This is a genomic window from Bacteroides muris (ex Afrizal et al. 2022), assembly GCF_004793475.1.
Lineage (GTDB): Bacteria > Bacteroidota > Bacteroidia > Bacteroidales > Bacteroidaceae > Bacteroides > Bacteroides muris.
In genome coordinates, this window is record NZ_SRYZ01000002.1 from 174,893 (window position 1) to 196,421 (window position 21,529).

The 21,529-nt window shown below is 48.7% G+C and carries 21 protein-coding genes; 9 read left to right on the plus strand and 12 right to left on the minus strand.

Features of this window, described 5'->3' with window-relative positions; genetic code table 11:
- Position 1: 1 nt before the first annotated feature.
- A complete protein-coding gene (locus E5355_RS01800) occupies positions 2 to 1,300 on the minus strand; it encodes a UDP-N-acetylmuramoyl-tripeptide--D-alanyl-D-alanine ligase (protein ID WP_136008930.1) in 1,299 nt (432 codons plus the stop codon).
- A gap of 173 nt (positions 1,301 to 1,473) precedes the next feature.
- Between E5355_RS01800 and folP the strand changes: the two genes are divergently transcribed.
- From folP to E5355_RS01820, 4 genes are all read left to right on the plus strand, one after another.
- Entirely contained in the window at positions 1,474 to 2,325 is an 852-nt protein-coding gene (folP, locus tag E5355_RS01805; protein ID WP_136008931.1) for a dihydropteroate synthase, read from the plus strand.
- A gap of 18 nt (positions 2,326 to 2,343) precedes the next feature.
- Positions 2,344 to 3,108, plus strand: a complete 765-nt coding sequence (gene cdaA / locus E5355_RS01810) for a diadenylate cyclase CdaA (RefSeq protein WP_136008932.1) — start codon at positions 2,344 to 2,346, stop codon at positions 3,106 to 3,108.
- 82 nt (positions 3,109 to 3,190) lie between these two features.
- Positions 3,191 to 4,729, plus strand: a complete 1,539-nt coding sequence (locus E5355_RS01815; protein ID WP_136008933.1) for a TldD/PmbA family protein — start codon at positions 3,191 to 3,193, stop codon at positions 4,727 to 4,729.
- Positions 4,730 to 4,817: 88 nt separating this feature from the next.
- The gene (locus E5355_RS01820) at positions 4,818 to 6,137 is read left to right on the plus strand and encodes a TldD/PmbA family protein (RefSeq protein WP_136008934.1); all 1,320 of its coding nucleotides are present in this window, start codon (positions 4,818 to 4,820) and stop codon (positions 6,135 to 6,137) included.
- 2 nt (positions 6,138 to 6,139) lie between these two features.
- Here the strand turns inward: E5355_RS01820 and E5355_RS01825 are convergent, their stop codons facing one another.
- The 4 genes from E5355_RS01825 to E5355_RS01840 are packed head-to-tail and all read right to left on the minus strand — an operon-like array spanning position 6,140 to position 9,189.
- The gene (locus E5355_RS01825) at positions 6,140 to 7,156 is read right to left on the minus strand and encodes a GNAT family N-acetyltransferase (RefSeq protein ID WP_136008935.1); all 1,017 of its coding nucleotides are present in this window, start codon (positions 7,154 to 7,156) and stop codon (positions 6,140 to 6,142) included.
- Positions 7,157 to 7,191: 35 nt separating this feature from the next.
- Positions 7,192 to 8,106, minus strand: coding sequence for a DUF2156 domain-containing protein (locus E5355_RS01830; protein WP_136008936.1), 915 nt, complete (start codon positions 8,104 to 8,106; stop codon positions 7,192 to 7,194).
- A gap of 52 nt (positions 8,107 to 8,158) precedes the next feature.
- Positions 8,159 to 8,854, minus strand: a complete 696-nt coding sequence (locus E5355_RS01835) for an LrgB family protein (RefSeq protein WP_136008937.1) — start codon at positions 8,852 to 8,854, stop codon at positions 8,159 to 8,161.
- Positions 8,851 to 9,189, minus strand: a complete 339-nt coding sequence (locus E5355_RS01840) for a CidA/LrgA family protein (RefSeq protein ID WP_117600260.1) — start codon at positions 9,187 to 9,189, stop codon at positions 8,851 to 8,853. Before E5355_RS01840 ends, E5355_RS01835 begins: the two co-directional genes overlap by 4 nt.
- A gap of 314 nt (positions 9,190 to 9,503) precedes the next feature.
- Between E5355_RS01840 and pta the strand changes: the two genes are divergently transcribed.
- From pta to E5355_RS01855, 3 genes are all read left to right on the plus strand, one after another.
- Positions 9,504 to 10,523, plus strand: coding sequence for a phosphate acetyltransferase (gene pta, locus E5355_RS01845; RefSeq protein WP_136008938.1), 1,020 nt, complete (start codon positions 9,504 to 9,506; stop codon positions 10,521 to 10,523).
- A 21-nt stretch (positions 10,524 to 10,544) separates the two neighbouring features.
- Positions 10,545 to 11,741, plus strand: coding sequence for an acetate/propionate family kinase (locus E5355_RS01850; protein WP_136008939.1), 1,197 nt, complete (start codon positions 10,545 to 10,547; stop codon positions 11,739 to 11,741).
- Between the two features lie 180 nt (positions 11,742 to 11,921).
- Positions 11,922 to 13,322: an alkaline phosphatase gene (locus E5355_RS01855; RefSeq protein ID WP_136008940.1), complete on the plus strand. Its 1,401-nt coding sequence runs from the start codon at positions 11,922 to 11,924 to the stop codon at positions 13,320 to 13,322.
- A 105-nt stretch (positions 13,323 to 13,427) separates the two neighbouring features.
- Here the strand turns inward: E5355_RS01855 and E5355_RS01860 are convergent, their stop codons facing one another.
- The 7 genes from E5355_RS01860 to efp form a co-directional block, all read right to left on the minus strand.
- A complete protein-coding gene (locus E5355_RS01860; RefSeq protein ID WP_008662841.1) occupies positions 13,428 to 13,640 on the minus strand; it encodes a hypothetical protein in 213 nt (70 codons plus the stop codon).
- Between the two features lie 99 nt (positions 13,641 to 13,739).
- Positions 13,740 to 15,596: a ChbG/HpnK family deacetylase gene (locus E5355_RS01865; RefSeq protein WP_136008941.1), complete on the minus strand. Its 1,857-nt coding sequence runs from the start codon at positions 15,594 to 15,596 to the stop codon at positions 13,740 to 13,742.
- A 41-nt stretch (positions 15,597 to 15,637) separates the two neighbouring features.
- Positions 15,638 to 16,402 carry a UDP-2,3-diacylglucosamine diphosphatase gene (locus tag E5355_RS01870; RefSeq protein ID WP_136008942.1) on the minus strand — a complete coding sequence of 255 codons (765 nt, stop codon included), beginning with the start codon at positions 16,400 to 16,402 and terminating at the stop codon, positions 15,638 to 15,640.
- 24 nt (positions 16,403 to 16,426) lie between these two features.
- Entirely contained in the window at positions 16,427 to 16,738 is a 312-nt protein-coding gene (locus E5355_RS01875; protein WP_136008943.1) for a metal-sulfur cluster assembly factor, read from the minus strand.
- A gap of 671 nt (positions 16,739 to 17,409) precedes the next feature.
- Entirely contained in the window at positions 17,410 to 18,096 is a 687-nt protein-coding gene (gene radC, locus E5355_RS01880) for a RadC family protein (protein WP_136008944.1), read from the minus strand.
- Positions 18,097 to 18,161: 65 nt separating this feature from the next.
- Positions 18,162 to 19,151, minus strand: coding sequence for a glycosyltransferase (locus E5355_RS01885; protein WP_136008945.1), 990 nt, complete (start codon positions 19,149 to 19,151; stop codon positions 18,162 to 18,164).
- Positions 19,152 to 19,294: 143 nt separating this feature from the next.
- Entirely contained in the window at positions 19,295 to 19,861 is a 567-nt protein-coding gene (gene efp / locus E5355_RS01890; RefSeq protein WP_136008946.1) for an elongation factor P, read from the minus strand.
- Between the two features lie 192 nt (positions 19,862 to 20,053).
- Between efp and rpmH the strand changes: the two genes are divergently transcribed.
- Positions 20,054 to 20,215, plus strand: coding sequence for a 50S ribosomal protein L34 (rpmH, locus tag E5355_RS01895; RefSeq protein WP_004292199.1), 162 nt, complete (start codon positions 20,054 to 20,056; stop codon positions 20,213 to 20,215).
- Between the two features lie 613 nt (positions 20,216 to 20,828).
- Positions 20,829 to 21,476 (plus strand): PASTA domain-containing protein, encoded by a 648-nt coding sequence (locus tag E5355_RS01900; RefSeq protein WP_136008947.1) that lies wholly within the window; start codon positions 20,829 to 20,831, stop codon positions 21,474 to 21,476.
- Positions 21,477 to 21,529 lie beyond the last annotated feature (53 nt).

A 21,529-nucleotide genomic window follows, 5' to 3' on the forward strand; every position in this document is an offset into this window, starting at 1 on the left:
ATTATAAGTATTCAACTACGGAACTTAGCTTGATTCCGTTCGATCCTTTTATCAGAATTGTTTTCCCACAAGGTTTCTCTCTTTGCAGCTCTGCGATGAGTGCGGTTACATCGGGATAACTCTGATAAGAGTGGCGTGTGGCGGCAAACAATTCCCCTACAAGAGCTACGTTCTTGAATCCGCATTCTTCCAGATAGTCTGTAATCTTCTGGTGCTCGTCGGCACTGTCTTTGCCCAACTCCCGCATATCTCCTAATATCAGCATTTTGTTTTCGGCCTGCATGTTCCGGAAGTTACTGATGGAAGCCATCATGCTGGTGGGATTGGCATTATAGGCATCGATAATCAGAGTGTTGTCCGCTGTTTTTTTTAGTTGTGAACGGTTGTTTTGCGGGGTATATCCGGCCAGTGCCTTGTTTATTTTCTCCGGTTCCACACCAAAAAAATGTCCGATGGTGACAGCTGCCAGAGCATTGGGGAAGTTATATTCACCGATAAGCTGGGTTTGTACTTCGTGATATTTGCTTTCATTGCCCGTTTTCCACTCGAAGGTGAGGTAAGGAGAATTGCCGGTGACGTGTCCGTTGATGTACAGTCCGTCCTCATTGCCGTAGGCAATCTGACGGAGTCCGTAGGCTATCTTTTTTAAGCAGGGATTGTCGTTATGGATGAAGATGGTAGCTTCTTTCCGCATCCGCAGATAGTCGTACATCTCTCCTTTGGTTTTGATGACTCCTTCAAAAGAGCCGAATCCTTCCAGATGTGCTTTTCCTACGTTGGTAATTATTCCGTAGTCAGGTTCGGCTATCTCTACCAGCTCCTTGATGTCTCCCGGGTGGCTGGCACCCATTTCCACCACGGCAAGGTCGTGTTCAGGGCGCAGGCGGAGCAAAGTGAGGGGAACACCGATGTGATTGTTCAAATTTCCCAAGGTATAGAGCACGTTGTGAGTTTGCGAAAGTACGGTGGACATCAGCTCCTTGGTAGTAGTCTTTCCGTTTGTACCCGTAATGCCGATGATAGGGGTACGCATTTGCCGACGGTGGTAATTGGCAAGTTGTTGCAAGGTTTTCAAGCTGTTTTCCACCACGATGTATCGTGTATCGCCTTCGGGGGCATAGGCTTCTTCGTCCACTATGGCATAAGCGCTTCCGCTTTCCAGCGCCCGGGAGGCAAAGGCATTTCCGTTGAACGACTCGCCTTTCAGCGCAATGAATAAAGAGCCTTGGGGGCAGTTACGGCTGTCAGTAGTGACACTGGCGCATGCTAGGAATATTTGATGTATAGCTGTTATATCCATGACTTTATAATTAAATCAATCTGGTAATTTGTAGTGAACCATTGTGCAAAGATATAGTTTTAATCTTCTCTCTTCTTGGACACAAGCAAAAAACTTATCAGTTTTATGAGTTTATGTATTTTGAAACCACTTTTTTGTTTACATTTGCAGGTACTATATAGAATAGAGAGCCTATGGAAATTCCAACTACCAAATATATAAATGTCAACGGTTCGTTGCTAGACCTCTCCAAGTCTCGTGTCATGGGCGTACTGAACGTTACTCCTGATTCCTTTTATGCCGGTAGCCGTACACAGACAGAGGTGGAAATTGCACGTCGGGTAAAACAAATAGTTTCGGAGGGAGCGGCCATTATTGACATAGGTGCTTACTCCTCCCGTCCCAATGCCGACAATGTCTCTGCTTGGGAGGAGATGGAACGGTTGCGTATGGGCTTGAAAATACTTTTTGAGATACAGCCGGATGCTGTGGTGTCGGTAGACACTTTCAGGGCGGATGTGGCAAGAATGTGTGTGGAGGAGTATGGTGTTGCCATCATCAATGATATTGCGGCCGGTGAGATGGATGCGGATATGTTCCATACCGTTGCGGCGTTGAACGTACCTTATATTATGATGCACATGCAAGGTACTCCGCAAAGTATGCAACAGCATCCTCATTACGACAATCTTCTGAAAGAGGTTTTCCTGTATTTTGCACGCAAGGTGCAGCAATTACGTGACTTAGGTGTGAAAGACATCATTCTGGACCCCGGTTTCGGCTTTGGAAAGACAATGGAACATAATTATGAATTGCTGTCCCATCTGGAAGAGTTCCGCATTTTTGAGTTGCCCTTGCTGGTAGGTGTTTCACGTAAATCGATGATATACCGCTTGTTGGACATTACTCCTCAGGAGGCGCTGAATGGTACCACGGTGCTCGATACCATCTGTCTGCTGAAAGGTGCTGACATCCTTCGCGTACACGACGTGAAAGAAGCCGTGGAAACCGTACGGATTGTGCAAGCCATGCAAAATAATTCATAACTTATAACTCAATTCGCTGTGTTTTTTGAATTTGGAATAAAAGATTTTATAGATATTCTGTTAGTGGCTTTCTTGCTATATTATACGTATAAGCTGATGAAAGCCTCCGGCTCTATAAATGTGTTTACGGGTATCTTGGTGTTTATCCTGATATGGCTGGTGGTGTCACAGGTGTTGGAGATGAAATTGCTTGGCTCCATCTTCGACAAGCTGGTCAGTGTGGGCGTGTTGGCGCTTATCATTTTGTTTCAGGACGAGATACGGCGCTTCCTGCTGACACTCGGCTCGCATCAGCATGCCAGTGCGCTGGTGCGCTTCTTCACTGGCAATAAGAAAGAGAAGTTGGAGCATGACGATATTATGCCGGTGGTAATGGCATGTATCAGTATGGGAAAACAGAAGGTTGGTGCCTTGATTGTTGTTGAGCATAATCTGCCTTTGGATGATGTGGTGCGTACGGGAGAAATTATCAATGCTGATATAAACCAGCGCTTGATTGAGAATATTTTCTTTAAGAACAGTCCGTTGCACGATGGAGCGATGGTTATCAGTAAGAAACGTATCAAGGCGGCGGGATGTATCCTGCCTGTTTCCCATAATTTGGACATTCCCAAGGAATTGGGGTTGAGGCATCGTGCCGCCATGGGAATTTCCCAGGTGTCTGATGCTCATGCCATCATTGTGTCGGAGGAAACCGGAGGTATTTCAGTGGCTTACAAAGGACAATTCTATCTGCGCCTGAATGCTGAGGAATTGGAAAGTTTGTTAACAAAGGAAAGCTGAGGTGTGACAAAATCTTCTGCTTTTACGTCATATAACATATGATATAAAACAAAAAATATCTTATAACTAATAACTGAAAAGGATGGATAGACGAAATTTCTTACGGACGGGAAGTCTGGCGATGTTAGGTTCGCTGGCGGTACCCTCGTTGGCTATGCCTGCGTCAGTACGCGGAGCTTTAGGAGGAGCAGATAATCAGTCTGCCGTAGCTTCGGCAATGGCTCATTTTGGCGTAACAGAGGCTGACTTGAAGAAAGTGATGGTTGCCGCTCTGGAAAAAGGCGGTAATTATGCCGACCTTTATTTTGAACACACATTCAACAACAGTGTGGTTCTGATGGACGGCAAAGTAAACAGATGCGGTTCTAACATAGACTTCGGTATGGGCGTGCGCGTATTGGCGGGCGACCAGACAGGCTATGCTTACGTAGAGGGAGTAACTTTGGAAGAAATGTTGCGTGCTGCCCGGACAGCAGCACGTATTGCTTCTTCGGGCAAGGCAGGCAAGCCGGTGGGGCTGACGGAAAAGACAATTGCCAAAAGCCGCTATGCCGTCGCCGAACCTTGGGAGGACGTAAGTATCAAGACTAAAATCCCCTATCTGGAAAAACTGAACGAAAAGATTTTCTCTTTGGATAATCGGGTGCGCAAGGTGCAGGCATCACTTTCAGATACTACCTCGCACGTGCTTTTCTGCAATTCCGAGGGTGTGAGCTACTATGATTATCGCCCGATGGTCTCTTTTGCGGCTGTCTGTATCATGGAAGAAAATGGAAAGATGGAGAACGGTTATGCTGCTCGTTCTTACCGTAAGGGGTTTGAATTCCTGACGGACGACATCGTGGATATTCTTGCACGTGAGGCGGTGGATAAGACTGCTATCTTGTTCAAGGCTGTGAAACCCAAAGGTGGCGAAATGCCTGTCGTGATGGGGGCAGGCGGTTCGGGTATCTTGTTGCACGAAGCCATAGGACATGCTTTTGAAGCCGATTTCAACCGGAAACGTACTTCCATCTTCTGCGACCTCCTTGGAAAGAAGATTTGCAACGAACATATCAATGTGGTGGACGACGGTACCATCGCCTTCAATCGCGGCTCTGTAAACTTTGATGATGAAGGAGTGGAAGGACAAAAGACCTATATCGTGAAAGAGGGAATACTGACCAGTTACCTGCATGACCGTATTAGTGCCAAGCACTATGGTGTGGCTCCTACCGGAAACGGACGTCGCGATACTTTCCGCAATACTCCTATTCCTCGTATGCGTGCCACTTACATGGAAGCAGGCAACGTGAAAGAGGAAGACATTATCTCCACCGTGAAGAATGGTATCTATTGCGACCAGTTCACTAACGGCCAGGTACAAATCGGTGCCGGAGACTTTACCTTCTTCGTTAAATCGGGTTACTTGATTGAAGACGGCAAACTGACGCAACCTGTCAAGGATATCAACATCATCGGAAACGGTCCGAAGGCATTGGCAGACATTACGATGGTGGCAAGCAATGATAAGATTGACAACGGTACATGGACGTGTGGCAAAGATGGTCAGTCTTGTCCCGTTACCTGTGGTATGCCGTCGGCACTGGTCAGCAAACTGACTGTGGGAGGTGAAAGTTAAATATTAATGGAGAATTGATAGCTGATGATTGATAATGTTTCTTTCATTGTCAACTATCAACTGTCAACTATCACTATCAATTAAGGATATGATTACAGACGACAATAAAAAATTGGCACAATGGGCTATGGAGTATGCCTTGAAGAACGGCTGCCAAGCAGCCAAACTGGTGCTGTATACGAACTCTAATTCTTCTTTCGAACTGCGTGACGGCAAGATGGACCGTTTGCAGCAGGCTACGGAAAACGGATTGGGACTGAATCTTTATGTGGACGGACGTTTCGGCTCGTTCTCTACCAATCGCTTGAACAAAAAAGAATTGGAAACACTGATTAAGAACGGTATCGATTCTACCCGTTATCTGGCAGTGGATGAGTCGCGTATCTTGGCCGATCCGGCACGTTACTATAAAGGGGGAAAACCCGATTTGCAACTTTTTGACAAGACGCTCTACAATCTCAACCCCGATGACAAAGTGGAACTGGCCAAGGTTGCGGCCGGAGAAGTGATGGGCAAAGACGAACGTGTTATTTCGGTAGATTCTTCCTACAGCGACGGTGAAAGTTCTTCTTACCGCTTGATAAGCAATGGCTTTGAAGGAGAATCGAAAAGCACTTGGTTCTCTGTGTCGGCCAGCGTTTCCATAAAGGGAGAAGGAGAGGCGCGTCCGCAGGATTATTGGTATGGTTCATCCTTGTTCTATGATAAACTGACCAAAACGGGAATCGGTGCCAAGGCATTGGAACGCGTATTGCGCAAGTTGGGACAGAAGAAAGCAAAGTCGGGTAAATATACAATGGTGGTTGATCCTATGAATGTGGGAAATCTGCTCAGCCCGATGCTAAGTGCATTGTACGGTAGTGCTCTGCAGCAAAAGAACTCCTTCCTGATGGATAAGCTGGATGCGAAAGTGGCTTCCAGTCTCTTCACGTTGCGTGACGAGCCGCATGCTATCGGTGCAAACGGTTCACGCTATTTTGACAACGAAGGGGTGGCCACACAGCCGCGTGCTATCTTTGACGGAGGAGTATTGAAAACTTATTTCATTGATACTTACAATGCCAAAAAAATGGGTGTGGCTCCTACCATCAGTTCGCCTTCGCGCCTGATTCTGACACCGGGCGACAAAGACCTGAAGGGGTTGGTGGCCGATGTGCAGCAAGGAATCTTGGTTACCGGTTTCAATGGAGGAAACAGCAACAGCAGCACCGGAGATTTCTCTTACGGTATAGAGGGTTTCTTAATTGAAAACGGACAGCTGACACAGCCCGTCAACGAGATGAATGTGACGGGTAATATGATTACGTTGTGGAATTCTCTGGCAGCCGTGGGTAATGACCCGCAGCCGAACCGCTCATGGCAGATTCCTTCGCTGGTATTCGATGGGGTTAACTTCAGCGGATTGTAATGCTAGTTCAGCATCAGGCTCATATATGGGCTTGATGTTGTAAATATCTTTTCGGTGAGTTCGCCGATTGTAAGTGCCAAGTGGCTGCCCGGCAGACGCTTGGCACTATTCATACATTTACCATTGTTCAGGTAGTAGTAGCCGTTATTGGCACTGACCTGTTCATCGGTAAGATGAATGTTGAGTTTCAGTTCCGGATGGGCTGCGGCATAGATTTGCAACATGGTTTTGGCATTGATGATGCGTGCCATGCCCAAAAGTTGGCTTTCATCGGTAGCGGGAGGAGTGAGAACCCGGACGGACGGGAGATTCAGGCTTTGGCAGATAAGTTGAAGCAGTAAGGTTTTTGTTGCAGGAGTATCTGACACGATTTCTCCAATGCGCCAGTAGTCTTTCCTTATAGGATAGGTAATGGCCAAAGCTGTGATTTTCTCTCCTTTGTTCAAAGTGCAAACGGAGCCCTTCTCCAGTTGCAAATCGGCAATGATAACCCGGAAATCCTCCTCCGTATGCTGGATGCAGCAAGGGCACTCCCGTAATTTCCGATTGAAATATTCATATTTTTTTTCAGTATATTCGGCAGACATTTCCAGGGTAAAGCCCGTGTCGGCTGCCGGTGTGTCGGAAGCGATGAATGTCTCTTCGGTATAACGGAATACGGGGGCATAACCGCTCCGAGCATAGTAGTCGAACAGCCACGGTTCTGCCGGTATCAGGGTAGACAAGGAGGCATTATTGTGCAACATCCGTGCAAAGGCTTGCGATAACAGCTCTTGCATTACGCCCCGATTACGGTAGTCAGGATGTGTGCAGGCGCCTGATATATAGGCTGTATGAATATCTTCTCCTTCGAACGTCATAGGATAAGGCAACATCTGTAGGGCGGCAATCACTTCTTCACCGCTCTGGATGGCAATATTGACATCATTGTTATAGCGGAGTTGAAAATACATTTCAGTAAACTCCTCGCTATCATTGAAACAGAGCTTCCATAAATTCTTTACCTTTTCTTGTGTCATCAACCCCTTGTCTTTTTAATCCCTACCCCTTACTTTCACCACTTGATTGCTTCTACCGGTTCATCTCTCAAGCATGCCACGTATTTTTCCAGAATAATGGCAGGCTGGTACGAAAGTTTGGCTTTGCGCAATCCTTCAATACCCAAATCTTCTTCACGGTTGAGGTAGACATACTGTTCAGAGATATGGTTGGCAAATTCATAGTTAATCATTGCGTACGCTCCGTCTATGCTGGTATCGGCCTTTTCCACATGTATCCCAAAAGTATCTTGGTTGATGGGCATTCCGAAAGTGAAGGCGGCAATCTTGCCGTCTACATGCAGGATGCCTCCGGTCAGTCCCAGTTCCTCAAAATTGTGGAGGGCGTAGACCAGTGCGCGACGTTCGTTGCCCGTTCCTTCATGCTGGTCGCAGTTGTTGGCCTTGCACCATTCGGTTTCCAAGTCCATACATTCTTGGATGCGGTCGGGAGTGATGGGGGTATATTCGTAGTTATAGGTGCGCTTGAATTTGTTGACATGATTTCGTTTGGACTGGAATTTCTTTCCGGCAAGCGCGGCGAGATCTGTACGCAGATATAGGTAGTCGGCATAGTCCCGGTCTGCTGTGAATTGGAATTTTCCGGGCATGAAGGCTTCCAGTTCCGAGCACATGCTCGAGCATATCCCCAGCAGGCAGAAAGGTTCCCCTTCCCGGTGTGCGTCTTCAACCAGTGCATCTAGTACTTTTTTCAAATTCCCGTTGCCTATCGGCATCATGTACACCGGTTTGCCGTTTGCCCAGAATTTCAGTAAGAGGAAGCCTTCTATGATGGCAAACTTTGTATTGTATAGAAAGCGCCAGCTGCATAGGTTGGAGAATGAGAGGTCGCAATTCCTTCGCGGACTGTTCTGTGTATAGGAAGTGATAAGTTCTTTGTCTTGTAATTCGATATCTTTAAATGCAATCATGCGTTATTTTTAGTTGGTTATGATTATAAATAACAAAAATAAGAAGATTTTGTTAGAGTAGCCCTAATAATCGCAGAATAGTTGGAGTCAACAATGCTGTGAAGATACCGTTCAGGGTCAGGCCAAGACTGGCGAATGCGCCGTATTTGCGGCTGATGTCCATAGCTGTGGAAGTTCCTACCGCATGGGCGGCAGCTCCCAAGGAAAGGCCTTGTGCCATAGGGCTGCCAATGTGGGTCAGTTTCATGGTCTTGAAGCCCAGTATTCCACCCAGCAAGCCTACACAGACCACTACGGCGGCGGTGAGTGAGGGAATGCCACCCAGCGACTTGGTTACTTCCATGGCTATCGGTGTAGTGACAGACTTGGGTGCCAGAGAGTAGATAATTTCGTCGGAAGCCCCCATCAGTTTAGCTATCAGCACAACCGAGACAACTCCTACAATGCAGCCGGCAAGTTGTGACAGCATGATGGGGAGCAACTGTTTCTTAATCGTTTCCAATTGGAGGTATAGGGGTACTCCCAAGGCTACAACAGCGGGTTTCAGCCAGAATTCTATCAGACGCCCTCCTTCATTGTAGGTCTCATAACTGATATGCGTCATCTTCAGGAAGACAATAAGGATGGCAATTGTCAGCAGGATAGGATTTAGCAGCATGATGCCGGTCTTTTTCTGCAGAAGTTTGGCCAGAAAGAAAATCCCGAAGGTGACGGCCAATAGGAAAAACTCGTTTTCTAAAAAGTTCATTTGATTTTACGTGTTAGTTGATGAACCCATCCGGTGACTACAATCACCAGCAGGGTGCTGATTATGGAAGCGGTCACTATCGGCCAGAACTCGGAGGCGATAACATCGAAGTAAAGCATGAGGGCTACACCGGGCGGAACAAAGAAGAACCCCAGGTTGGCAACCAGAAAGTCGGACATGCCCTGCACCCAGTGCAGTTTAATCCAACCCAATTTCAAGAACAGGGTGAGCAACAGCATACCGATGATGCTGGAAGGCAGTTTGATGCCCGTTAAGAAAACTATTAGTTCCCCCAGGGCTAAACATCCGAAGAGGATGGCGCATTGACGAATCATAATACCTATTGTTATACGTTGAAAACGCTGCAAAGGTAGGTATTCTATGTATTGTTTGTTACCGTTGTATCCTGATTTTTTTCATGTCGTTGGTAGAGTCGGGCGAGTTGTCCCTGCGGGACGGGTAATTGTTTATTGTAGAGCGATATGTGTACGCACACATGAATGCCGGGAGTACCTAATGTTAAATATTATAATAATTGTGGTTTAGGCAGTAAAAAGAGTGGTGTTTGCAATGTAGATATTGCAAAATTGTGTACTTTTGCGGTGTGAATAGCACATACTGCCGATTCTTAATAGACAATTAAAATATCATGCAAAGATTAATTAACGAAATTGTTGAGCGTGCCAAAGCAAACCGCCAACGAATTGTTCTTCCCGAGGGTACGGAAGAACGTACATTGAAAGCTGCCAATCAAATCCTGACTGACGGAGTAGCTGACTTGATTATCCTTGGAAACCCTGCCGAGATAGAGGCTTGTGCCAAAGAGTGGGGGCTGGGAAACATAAATAAGGCTACTATTATCGACCCGGAAGACCATCCTAAGAAAGAAGAATATGCCCAGTTGCTTTGCGAGCTCCGCAAGAAGAAAGGCATGACCATCGAAGAGGCCCGTAAACTGGTTGTCGACCCGCTTTATCTGGGCTGCCTGATTATAAAGAATGGAGATGCTGATGGCCAGTTGGCAGGTGCACGTAACACTACGGGTAATGTACTTCGCCCTGCTTTGCAGATTATCAAGACCTCTCCCGGTATCACATGTGTCTCGGGTGCTATGTTGCTACTGACTCATGCTCCCGAGTATGGCAAGAACGGTGTTCTTGTGATGGGTGACGTGGCTGTGACTCCGGTGCCCGATGCTTCGCAATTGGCACAGATTGCCGTATGTACGGCTCGCACTGCTCAGGCTGTTGCCGGTCTCGACCCCAAAGTGGCCATGCTGAGTTTCTCTACCAAGGGCTCTGCCAAGCATGAAGTAGTGGACAAAGTGACTGAGGCTTTGAAGATAGCCAAAGAAATGGCTCCTGACATTGCCATCGATGGCGAATTGCAGGCCGATGCCGCCTTGGTGCCGGAAGTAGGTGCAAGCAAGGCTCCGGGTTCTTCCATTGCCGGACATGCCAATGTACTGGTTGTTCCCAGCCTTGAGGTGGGCAATATTTCCTACAAGCTGGTGCAACGTCTGGGACATGCCGATGCCGTAGGTCCCATCCTGCAAGGTATCGCCCGTCCGGTGAACGACCTCTCTCGCGGTTGCTCCATCGAGGATGTCTATCGTATGATTGCCATCACTGCCAACCAGGCCATTGCTGCCAAAAAACTTGCTGAATAATTTAAAAATCTGATAGGTTATATGAAAATCTTAGTATTGAACTGCGGTAGCTCGTCCATCAAATACAAATTGTTTGATATGGACCGGAAAGAAGTTATCGCTCAGGGTGGTATCGAAAAAATTGGTTTGAAGGACTCTTTTCTGAAGTTCACTTTGCCCGGTGGCGAGAAGAAAGTGCTTGAAAAGGACATCCCAGAGCATACCGTAGGTGTGGAATTTATCCTGAACACTTTGACAAGCCCTGAATATGGAGCCATCAAGTCTTTGGATGAAATTAACGCTGTGGGTCACCGTATGGTGCATGGAGGCGAAAAGTTCAGCGAGTCTGTACGGCTGACTCCGGAAGTGCTGGCTGCTTTTACTGCTTGCAATGACTTGGCTCCGCTTCATAATCCTGCCAACTTGAAAGGTGTAAATGCAATTGCTGCCATTCTGCCCAATGTTCCGCAGATTGGTGTATTCGATACAGCTTTCCACCAGACTATGCCGAAGCATGCCTACATGTATGCTGTTCCTTATGAACTTTATGAGAAGTATGGTGTACGCCGTTATGGTTTCCACGGAACTTCCCACCGTTATGTTTCGCAACGTGTTTGCGAATTCCTTGGCGTGCAGCCGGAGGGAAAGAAAATCATCACTTGTCACATCGGTAACGGTGGCTCTATTACTGCTATCAAAGATGGTAAGTGCATGGACACCAGTATGGGATTGACGCCATTGGAAGGTTTAATGATGGGTACCCGTAGCGGTGACATTGATGCAGGTGCTGTATCGTTCATCATGGAGAAAGAAGGTCTGGATGCTAACGGTATCTCTAATCTGCTGAATAAGAAGAGCGGTGTGTTAGGTATTTTTGGTGAGTCCAGTGATATGCGTGACCTGGAAAATGCGGTAGCTGCCGGTAATCCGAGAGGCATCTTGGCTGAACAAATGTACTTCTATCGCATCAAGAAATATATCGGTGCATACGCTGCTGCATTGGGTGGTGTGGATATCATCGTATTTACGGGCGGTGTCGGAGAAAATCAGGCAAGTGCCCGTTGGGGTGCCTGCGAGGGTCTGGAATTCATGGGTGTGAAACTGGATGCCGAGAAGAACAATGTCCGCGGTGAAGAGATGGTCATCTCTGCCGATGATTCCAAGGTGAAGGTAGTGGTAATCCCCACTGACGAGGAGCTGATGATTGCTTCGGACACGATGGATATTCTGAAGAAGTAATATCGCTGTAATATTTCCCGGTTCCGGCTTCCCGGAGTCCGGATGTGGTTTCGCCCCTGCAAATATGTAATGTATTTGTAGGGGCGAAATGTTTTCCGAATCCTTTAAAATCCTTATCTTTGTTACTTGGTTAAAAACAATAAAGGCAATTTTCCGAATAACTTTAAATAAGAACTGCTTATGAAACGATTAATGTATGTGTTGTTCTTTGTACTGCTGACCAGCGGCATGGCCTATGCCCAGCAGGCGAAGTACGTGTTTTATTTCATCGGTGATGGAATGGGTGTGAACCAGGTGAACGGTACGGAGATGTATCTGGCCGAACAAGAAGGGCGTATCGGTGTAAAGCCTTTGCTGTTTACTACATTCCCGGTTGCCAGCATGGCGACTACTTTTTCTGCCACCAACTCGGTGACCGACTCTTCTGCTGCCGGAACAGCCCTGGCTACCGGTGCGAAAACTTACAATGGTGCCATCGGCATGGACGATAACAAAAGTGTTCTACAGAGTGTGGCCGATAGAGCCAAGAAGTCCGGTAAGAAAGTTGGAGTAACTACCAGCGTCAGCGTAGACCATGCTACTCCCGCTGCATTCTATGCCCACCAGCCGAACCGTAGCATGTATTACGAAATAGCCCTCGACTTGCCGAAAGCCGGTTTCGACTTCTATGCAGGCGGCGGTTTCTTGAAACCGACCACTACTGCCGACAAGAAAGAGGCTCCAAGCATTTTCCCTATCTTTGAAGAAGCCGGTTATACCGTTGCAAGAGGCCTTGACGAATACAAGGCGAAGTCTGCCTACGCAGATAAGATGATCCTTATCCAGAAAGAAGGTGCAGAGCCTTCTTGCCTGCCTTATGCCATCGACCGCCAGGAAGGTGACTTGACGCTGGCCGAAATTACCGAAAGTGCCATCGCTTTCCTGACCAAAGGCAGTAATAAGGGTTTCTTCCTGATGGTGGAAGGTGGAAAGATTGACTGGGCCTGTCACGGTAACGACCCCGCCACAGTCTTTGAGGAAGTGGTGGATATGGACAACGCCATCAAGGTGGCTTACGAGTTCTATAAGAAGCATCCCAAAGAAACGCTGATTGTGGTAACTGCCGACCATGAAACCGGCGGTCTGGGTCTGGGTACCGGTAAATACGAGCTTCAACTGAAAGCCCTTGCCAAGCAGAAGCAGTCTCAGGATATCCTTTCACGTTCCATCACGGACTTACGCAAGATGCGCAAGGTTATCAACTGGCCGGAAATGAAGGAATTCCTGGCAGAAAAGATGGGTTTCTGGAAAGAACTGCCGGTGAGCTGGGAGCAGGAGAAGATGCTGCGTGATGCTTACGAAGAATCATTCGTGAACAAGCATGTAGTGTTTGAGGAAAGTCTTTATGCCAAGACTGAGCCCCTGGCCGTTGCCGCCAAGAAGGTAATGAGCCAGATTGCCATGGTAGGCTGGACCGGCGGCGGCCATACAGCCGGATATGTGCCGGTATTCGCAGTAGGTGCAGGCTCCAAGCTGTTCGTGGGTAAGATGGACAACACGGAAATCCCGAAACGCATAGCCAAGGCTGGCGGATACAAATAATATAAATTCACTCAGGTTACGCGGATTCTCACAGATTGGACGCTCTGATATCAAGTATAAGAGACTAATCTGTGAGAATCCGTGTAATCTGTGGTGGCTGTCAATTTATTCCTTAAGGTCCTTCTTTATAATTTCATCCATCTCCCGGATACGTTTCTCCCGTTCCTTGGCGGATTTTATTTTCTGGTCCTTGTATCCGGTATCTGTCCGTTCGGAGACCTCTTCGCTCCATTCCTCGAATTCATCCGTTGCCGGACGTCCGTGCGGGTCTATGTTCTCTTCGGCAATCGGGTCGTTTCTGTAAATCATATCATCCATGACGCTAATGTTTTTAATGTTATGATGTTATTGCAACCATGCCGGGAAAAAGTTCCGGTAATCTTCACTTTTTCGTAATCATTTATAAGAATAAACGTTTTATAGCGCGGGCAGCAGGTACTTCCATATTAGATTCAGCTCTGCCTGCATGTCGGGGATGTTGGCGGTGACGGCAATGACGGCATCCTTGTCCGGCAACACCAGTATGTATTGTCCGTTGGCACCATCGGCACGGTAGGCGTTGTGGCGGCAGCGCCACATCTGGTAGCCGTAGCCCTGCAGCCAGTCGCTTGTCTTGGCGCTCATCTTCGCTTTCTTCAGCATCTCCGGTTTCATGCCGGCGGGCAGTGAGGGCACTTGGCAGGCAGATGCCTCCTTTACCCATTCTTCGGGCAGAATCTGCTGTCCGTTCCAGTTTCCTTTCTGCAGGAACAGTTGTCCCATCTTGGCAAGGTCTTCCGTTTTGAGGTACAACCCCCAGCCTCCGGTATTGATGCCTTGCGGGCTTTCCTGCCACCGGGCGTTGACGATGCCAAGCGGGCGGAACAGACGGGGATAGAGATAATCCACCACTTTCTCGCCCGTCACTTTCTGTACGATGGCTGAGAGCATGTAGGTTCCCAGGCTGTTGTAGGTGTAGAAGGTACCGGGCTTGTGCTCCACGGGGAAGGCAAGGAACTCCTGCACCCAATCGGCGTCCGCCTTTTTGCGTACCGTTCCGGTGGGGTCGGTGTCGTGCCCGCAGTTCATGGTCAGCAGGTCGCGTACGGTCATGGCTGCCAGATTTTCGCTGACGGTTGCCGGAAGCTTGTCGGGGAAGAAGGAGATGACCTTGTCCGTCAGCTTCAGCCTGCCTTCGGAGGCGGCAAGTCCCACGGCGGTGGCGGTGAATGTCTTGCTGACGGAGTTCAGGATGTGAGGCTTATCCTCTTTCCCTTCGCCCATCCATTCTTCGGCAATGACATTGCCGTGTTGCACAATCATGATACTGTGCAGGTCTTGTCCGGCTTTCTTTACGGCATCCAGATATCTGTTCATGGCCTTGTCCAGCTTCGGAGCAGCAGCGGCGCGGGGCAGGCCCTTGGTCAGTTGGTTGATGGAAATCAGCTTTATGCCTTTGTCTTCAATGGCTTTCCGGACGCGGGGGCTTGTCAGCAGGTCGGTCACTCCCTGGCGGTCCAGCGCCACGTCCTCATATCCGATGTGGAAGACGGTTTTCATTTCATCGTTGTCCAGTGCCGGGTGGTCTAAGAAAAGGTAGCGCTGACCCGGTTGCAACTTCTCCAATGCCTTGATGAAGCTGGCCTCCTTTTCTTCGGCGGTTCTTTTGGGGCCGTCGTACCCGATGTAGGTAAACCGGTAGTCCTTAGAGGAGTCCATGCGGTCGATGGACGGCAGGTTGTATTCTTTGGCGAGCCGTTGCACCAGCTCGTTCACTTCCTTGCTGAAACCGGTGGAGAGCATGTGTCCGGACAGATGGCTGAGTTGCGGAATGCTTTTCAGCGTCGTCTCTATCTGCGCGCGGAACTCCTGCTCTATCTCCTTGATGTCCCATTTCTGCTCCATGATGGACTGTCCCGGATAGGCGGGGTTAGGGAACATCATCGGGTAGAAATAGCCGTTCTCGTCCGTCAGGCTGGGGCAGTGGGTCAGCGGACGCCACTTCACGTTCTCCCACTCGCTGGTGATGACGAGGTGCAGGCCGACGTCCAGTCCCGGATTTTCTTTCAGCATCTTGATGGCTTCTGGATACCAGGCTGCTACGGGCATCACTTCCACGCTGCGGGCAATACCCGAGCGGTAGGTCTGGATGCAGGCTTCGTTGACGGAATGCAGGGCACCGAGATCGTCAATGCGGATGACAAGTGTCGGGGCGCCGGATTGTCCCCATACCGGCAATGCTCCTGCTGCGAGCAGGCATCCGGCAATCATGTTTTTCAGTCTTAAAGGTTTCATGGGTGGTAGTGGTATGATGGTCGACGATTTGAATATACGTATTATAGCTTTGTCTCTCCCTCCACATAATCTTCGAGGAAGAGGTTCTCGCCGTCAAAGACGGCATACGAGAAATAGTTTATCCAGTCGCCGAGGATGAGTATACGGGCGGTACTGCTCAGCATCAGGTCCAGCTCGATGTGGCGGTGGCCGTAGATGAAGTAGTTGATGTTGGGATGGCTTTTCAGGTATTCCTTGGTGTAGAGCACCAGGTATTCGTTGTTTTCTCCCATGTATGCGGGTTCTTTCCCGTCTATGCGTTTCAAGCGGCTGTGCTTGGCCCAGTTCAGTCCCAGCTCCATGCTCCAGCGGGGGTGCAGGGCAGAGAACAGCGTCTGTAGGGTACGGCTGCGGAACATGGCGCGCAGCATCTTGAACTTCTTGTCCGGGTCGCCTAGCCCGTCACCGTGGGCAAGGTAGAACTCTTTCCCGAAGATTTCGGCGGTCAGCGGTTCGCGGTGTATAATGACGCCGCACTCCTTGGTCAGATAGTCGCCACACCAAAGGTCATGGTTTCCCGTGAAAAAGTGGACTTCCACTCCCAGGTCGGTCAGTTCGGACAGTTTGCCCAGAAAGCGGGTGTAGCCTTTGGGCACTACGGTACGGAATTCGTACCAGAAGTCGAACATGTCTCCCAGCAGATATACGGCCGATGCCTTGTGTTTGATGCTGTCCAGGAAATTGACCAGCCGCCGTTCTTGGGTTCGCCCATGTTCGATGGCTCGTGAGCCCAAGTGAGCATCCGAGAGGAAATATACATTTTTCATTATCAACTATCCATTATCAATTAGTTAAAGAAATCCCAGCTCCAGTTTCGCTTCTTCGCTCATCATGTCCTTGTCCCACTCGGGCTCGAAGACGAGATTGATGGTGGCGGAGGTCACCCCGTCGATGGATTCCACTTTCTGGCGTACATCTTCCATGATGAAGTCGGCTGCCGGACAGTTGGGGGCAGTCAGCGTCATGTCGATGGTTGTTTCTCCCAGGTCGGAGACGTCTATTTTGTAAATCAGTCCAAGGTCGTATACGTTGACCGGTATTTCCGGGTCGAATACGGTCTTGAGCATGGAGACTATTTTCTCTTCTATTTCAAATCTGGTCATATTTGTAAGGTCTTATATGTAGGTTTTCAAAGAACAAAGCTATGGAATTTAATTGAAAATGCCAAGTAACGCCCTTCTTTTCATTGCTTCGGGGCCACGGCTTTTTCATTTAAAGGAGTTCTCGGGAGTTAGAAGGGGGTATCGCCCTTCGGCCTTAGGAATTGAAGGCCGATGGTTCTGTTGATGTATAGCGATACTATCTTTCCACCGCAACGTCGGCATCCGACAGAATGACATCCGGCTGTTTCTTTACTGCATGTGCATGCCGGGGAAGCGGTCTCCATCTTCTTCATCTGCCCTCGGACTAGTGTCTTTGAAAGTGAACGACCCGGGTCGTCTGATTGAACAACCCTAGTCGTTCGATTGAACAACTCAGGTCGTTCGATTGAACGACTAGGGTTGTTCACTTATAAAAATATATATCATGTGCTGAATGCGAAAGTATGTCGGGGCTGTGGAACCATCTTGGTTGGCGGTAGAATGGCTTCTCGGTTTTTTGGTTTCCGGCATGCGGGAAACTGAAAATCCGCATGTGCAGTGAAGGGGGGGAGAGAAGTTTCACCGGAAAACCCGATGGATAGGCAGACGGGAGAAGAAGATGAAGGATGTGAAAGGTGAAAAAGCGATGTAGTCTGTGGCGGGATGGTACGGAAAAACGGAAAGGGTTGAGGTCAGATAATCCCTTCGTCATTAAAGCTGTAATACTTTCCGTCCGTGACGATGATGTGGTCGGTCAGGCGTATGTTCATGGTCTGGGCGGCTTTTCTTACAAGCTCCGTAAGGCTGCGGTCGGCATGGCTGGGGGAGGGATTCCCCGATGGGTGGTTGTGGATAAGAACTATTTGTACGGCACGCTGTAGCAGGGCTTCGCGTAGAATGGTTCGGACGTCGGCGGTGGTCTGGTCGATGCCGCCGCGGCTGATGCGTACTTTGTCGATGACTTTGGCGGCTTGGTTCAGGAGCAGCACCCAGAACTCTTCGGTGGGGAGGTCGCAAAGCAGGGGATGGAACAGCTCGTAGATGTCGGCAGAGGAGCGGATGGTGGTACGTTCGGAGCGTTCCTGCAGTTTGCGGCGTTTGCCCAGTTCCAAGGCTGCCATGATGGTGATGCTCTTGGCGGGGCCGAAGCCTTTGAAGCGGGAAAAGTCGCGTACTTCCCATTTGCCCAGTTGGCTGAGGTCGTTGTTGCAGGCGGCAAGCACTCGCTGCATCAGGGCCACGGCGCTTTCCTCCGTATTGCCGGAGCCGATGAGGATGGCTAGCAGTTCAGCGTCGCTCAAGGCTTCCGCTCCTTTTTGCATCATCTTTTCCCGCGGGCGGTCTTCTGCAGCCCACTGGTTGATATTCAGTTTCTCCATTCCTTACCTTTCTTTTTCCGATTTTTCAAATTTGTCCGTCTTCGCCGATTCCTAATCTCTCCTTGTCACTTGTAAAAGTTCTTTTTGAACGCCTCGAACTCGTCTTTGCCAAGTATGCAACGGTTCCACCAGGCGCGCAGGAACCCTGTCCCGTATCCGATGAGCTGGATGAAGGAGGCGGCAACGGAGTGGAGCCCGATGCTGAGGCTACGGTTCCGGATAGTGGAGTCGGTGCATACCAGAAGCGCATAAAGAGCGATGGGCAGCAGACTGTACGGACAGAAGGGCGTTCCCAGCAGGAATATGGCCACTCCCAGGGTGAATGCGGCAGGTAGCAGATGGACGGGCTTCAGTGATTCCGGATACTTCTTGTATAGATTGATGCGGGCAATTCCGGAATTGTGTACCTGCTTGAAGAACTTCCGGAAGTCTGTCCGGCGCTTGTGGTACACCCAGGCGCCTGGAAACAGCCGGCATGTATGTCCTCCCTTGAAGATTCGGATGCTGAAGTCGATGTCTTCCCCGAAACGCATCCGCGAGAATCCGCCTAGGGCTTGGTACACTTCCCGCCGCACACCCATGTTGAAGCTGCGCGGGTAGAACTTGTCCATCTTCTTCTTTCCCCCGCGGATGCCGCCGGTGGTGAAGAAGGAGGTCATGGAGTAGTTGATGGCTTTCTGTATGTCTGTGAATGACTCGTGTGCCCGGTCGGGGCCTCCGAAGGCATCGGCGGCTTCATGCTGCAGTTCCTTTTCCACTGCATGGAAATAGCCTTCGGGCAGGATGCAGTCTGAATCCAGTATTATCAGGTATTCGCCCTTGCTTCGTTCCGCCCCGTAGTTGCGGGTCTGCCCGGGGCCGGAGTTGGGCTTGTCATAGTAATGCACGTCCAATAGTTCCTGATGCTTCTCTATGACTGGCTTGCAGGGGATGGAGGAGCCGTCCTCCACTACAATCACTTCAAAATCCTTGAAACTTTGTCGCGTCAAGCTTTGCAGCAGTTCGTCCACCTCATCGGGGCGGTTGTATACGGGGATGATGACGGAGTATCTCATTGGTATGGCTCTATGTTTTGGTTGTCTCCGCAAAGATATATCATTTAAACTTTGCAGATGAATAAATGGAAAGAAAAATCCCCGGATGCCGAGCGGCACCGGGGATGATATGAAAAGGACATTTGCCTAATTTCCAAAAGGGATTATGCTTTTACTCGGCTTACGTAAGAACCGTCGCGCGTGTCGATTTCGATAGTCTCGCCTTCGTTGATGAACAAGGGAACGCGAACCGTTGCACCCGATTCCACGGTAGCGGGCTTCAGGGTGTTGGTTGCGGTGTCGCCTTTCAGACCCGGTTCGGTATATGTAATCTTCATCTGAACCTTGATAGGCATATCGGCATAAAGAACAGTTTCGGTAGAGGCATCGGAAACTACGTCTACTACCATACCTTCGAGCAGGAAGTCTACGCCGTTAATCAGGTCGTGGGCGATAGGAATTTGGTCAAAAGTTTCCTGGTTCATGAACAGGAAGTCATCTCCTTCTTTGTAGAGGAACTGGTGGGGACGACGCTCTACACGTACATCTTCCAGTTTCTCACCGATGTTGAAACGACGTTCCAAAACGTAGCCGTTCACCACGTCTTTCAGTTTGGTACGCATGAAGGTGTTACCTTTTCCCGGCTTTACATGCAGGAAGTCGATACAGAAATACAGCTTGCCGTCCATGCGGATGCAAGTTCCGATTTTAATGTCTTGGGCATTAATCATACTTATAGTCTTTAATATTATTATATTAGTATATGCTTCTCGTGCTGGTTTGCGGGTACAAAAGTAATGGAAATCGGTAAAAAACACAAAAACTTTTGAGAGAAAATGAGTTATCTCTTGGTTTATTTGAAAAAAGTACCTATTTTTGCAGCCCGAATTCGTGAGAATAATAACATAAAACAAGATACAGTAATGAAAAGAACATTTCAACCTTCTAACAGAAAGAGAAAGAACAAACACGGTTTCCGTGAGAGAATGGCTACAGCAAACGGCCGCAGAGTATTGGCAGCACGTCGTGCTAAAGGCAGAAAGAAACTGACTGTTTCTGACGAATACAACGGAGTAAAGGCATAATTGCCACCTTTTTCCAAAAGAAATGAGGAAGCTGCAAATAGCGATATTTGCAGCTTCCTGTGTAATAGGGGGCTCTTAAACGGGAATCAGCCGGAATCTTGTAGATATGCTGGATAGTGAGTGTTTTGGGGCTGGCTTCCTTGATTGATAGTTTCTGTTCTTTTACTGTTGTTCCTTGGTTCCTTTAGTTGAGTATCAGACTGCCGTAATGTTTCCGGGTTGTCGGGAATTCGTTCGTGGCTTACCAGATGTTTGTGTGAATATGTGATAAGAGAATACGGCTTATCTGTAGCTTGTGTCGTTTTTTTGATAAAAATTGCTTATCGCATTTTTTTACGTATATTGTGCTCGTGGAGTTTCGTATAATTGTTTAAGTGGTTGAACTTGTTTATTATGGGGTACTCTGACATCTTTCCACGGAACGTGTTTTTTGATTGCTGCTATTGTTTTTGTGCTGGTAGTGGTAAGTGCTGCGGTGAGGGAATTCTCTGGTAAGAGCCATGAATAGAAAGGACTATGCCGTTTGCATTGATTGCATCCAGAAAATAAATGTAAAACCTATAGGCAGACGATTCTTTTTACGTATCTTTGTCCCGAATAATGCATTATCACTATGACAATAAAAGATTTTTTCTCTTTCCGGCAGAACAGGCTCTTTTGGGCAAATATCCTTGCGATGGTTATCGTGGTAGTAGGATTGCTGTTTGGGGTGCTGAAAGGACTGGATATATATACCCGCCACGGCGAGGCTGTGATAGTGCCCGATGTGAAGGGCATGGGAGTGGAGGAAGCCGGAAAAATATTCCGTAACCACGGTCTGGTCTGCATCGTTTCAGATTCCAGTTATGTCAAGGCTCTTCCTGCCGGCTGCATTCTCGAGTATAATCCGGCAGCCGGGCAAAAAGTAAAGGAAGGACGTACCATCTATCTTACAATCAATAAAATTGAAATTCCCCTGCACGTAGTGCCCGATGTGGCGGACAACAGTTCGTTGCGGCAAGCGGAAGCGCGTATTCTGGCTTCGGGCTTCAAACTGGCCGAGATACAGTATATTTCGGGCGAGAAGGACTGGGTGTATGGCGTGAAGTATAAGGGCCGTCAGCTGTCCATCGGTGAAAAAGTGCCGGTCGGCGCGGTGCTGACGCTGATAGTAGGAGATGGAGGTGTCTTGCAGACCGACTCTCTGGGAACGGAGCCTGTGGGGGATGCCGCTCAACCCGTGTCGTCCGAAGACTCTGCAGCAGATGAGTCCTGGTTTTGATAAACATCTGACTTCAATCGTAAATTGTAAATCGTCAAATTGTAAATGCTGTG

Coding starts and splice junctions, on each gene's coding strand:
- E5355_RS01800 (WP_136008930.1), bottom strand. CDS start 1,300: ATGGATATAACAGCTATACATCAAATATTCCTAGCATGCGCCAGTGTC.
- folP (WP_136008931.1), top strand. CDS start 1,474: ATGGAAATTCCAACTACCAAATATATAAATGTCAACGGTTCGTTGCTA.
- E5355_RS01815 (WP_136008933.1), top strand. CDS start 3,191: ATGGATAGACGAAATTTCTTACGGACGGGAAGTCTGGCGATGTTAGGT.
- E5355_RS01820 (WP_136008934.1), top strand. CDS start 4,818: ATGATTACAGACGACAATAAAAAATTGGCACAATGGGCTATGGAGTAT.
- E5355_RS01825 (WP_136008935.1), bottom strand. CDS start 7,156: ATGACACAAGAAAAGGTAAAGAATTTATGGAAGCTCTGTTTCAATGAT.
- E5355_RS01830 (WP_136008936.1), bottom strand. CDS start 8,106: ATGATTGCATTTAAAGATATCGAATTACAAGACAAAGAACTTATCACT.
- E5355_RS01835 (WP_136008937.1), bottom strand. CDS start 8,854: ATGAACTTTTTAGAAAACGAGTTTTTCCTATTGGCCGTCACCTTCGGG.
- E5355_RS01840 (WP_117600260.1), bottom strand. CDS start 9,189: ATGATTCGTCAATGCGCCATCCTCTTCGGATGTTTAGCCCTGGGGGAA.
- pta (WP_136008938.1), top strand. CDS start 9,504: ATGCAAAGATTAATTAACGAAATTGTTGAGCGTGCCAAAGCAAACCGC.
- E5355_RS01850 (WP_136008939.1), top strand. CDS start 10,545: ATGAAAATCTTAGTATTGAACTGCGGTAGCTCGTCCATCAAATACAAA.
- E5355_RS01855 (WP_136008940.1), top strand. CDS start 11,922: ATGAAACGATTAATGTATGTGTTGTTCTTTGTACTGCTGACCAGCGGC.
- E5355_RS01860 (WP_008662841.1), bottom strand. CDS start 13,640: ATGGATGATATGATTTACAGAAACGACCCGATTGCCGAAGAGAACATA.
- E5355_RS01865 (WP_136008941.1), bottom strand. CDS start 15,596: ATGAAACCTTTAAGACTGAAAAACATGATTGCCGGATGCCTGCTCGCA.
- E5355_RS01870 (WP_136008942.1), bottom strand. CDS start 16,402: ATGAAAAATGTATATTTCCTCTCGGATGCTCACTTGGGCTCACGAGCC.
- E5355_RS01875 (WP_136008943.1), bottom strand. CDS start 16,738: ATGACCAGATTTGAAATAGAAGAGAAAATAGTCTCCATGCTCAAGACC.
- radC (WP_136008944.1), bottom strand. CDS start 18,096: ATGGAGAAACTGAATATCAACCAGTGGGCTGCAGAAGACCGCCCGCGG.
- E5355_RS01885 (WP_136008945.1), bottom strand. CDS start 19,151: ATGAGATACTCCGTCATCATCCCCGTATACAACCGCCCCGATGAGGTG.
- efp (WP_136008946.1), bottom strand. CDS start 19,861: ATGATTAATGCCCAAGACATTAAAATCGGAACTTGCATCCGCATGGAC.
- rpmH (WP_004292199.1), top strand. CDS start 20,054: ATGAAAAGAACATTTCAACCTTCTAACAGAAAGAGAAAGAACAAACAC.
- E5355_RS01900 (WP_136008947.1), top strand. CDS start 20,829: ATGACAATAAAAGATTTTTTCTCTTTCCGGCAGAACAGGCTCTTTTGG.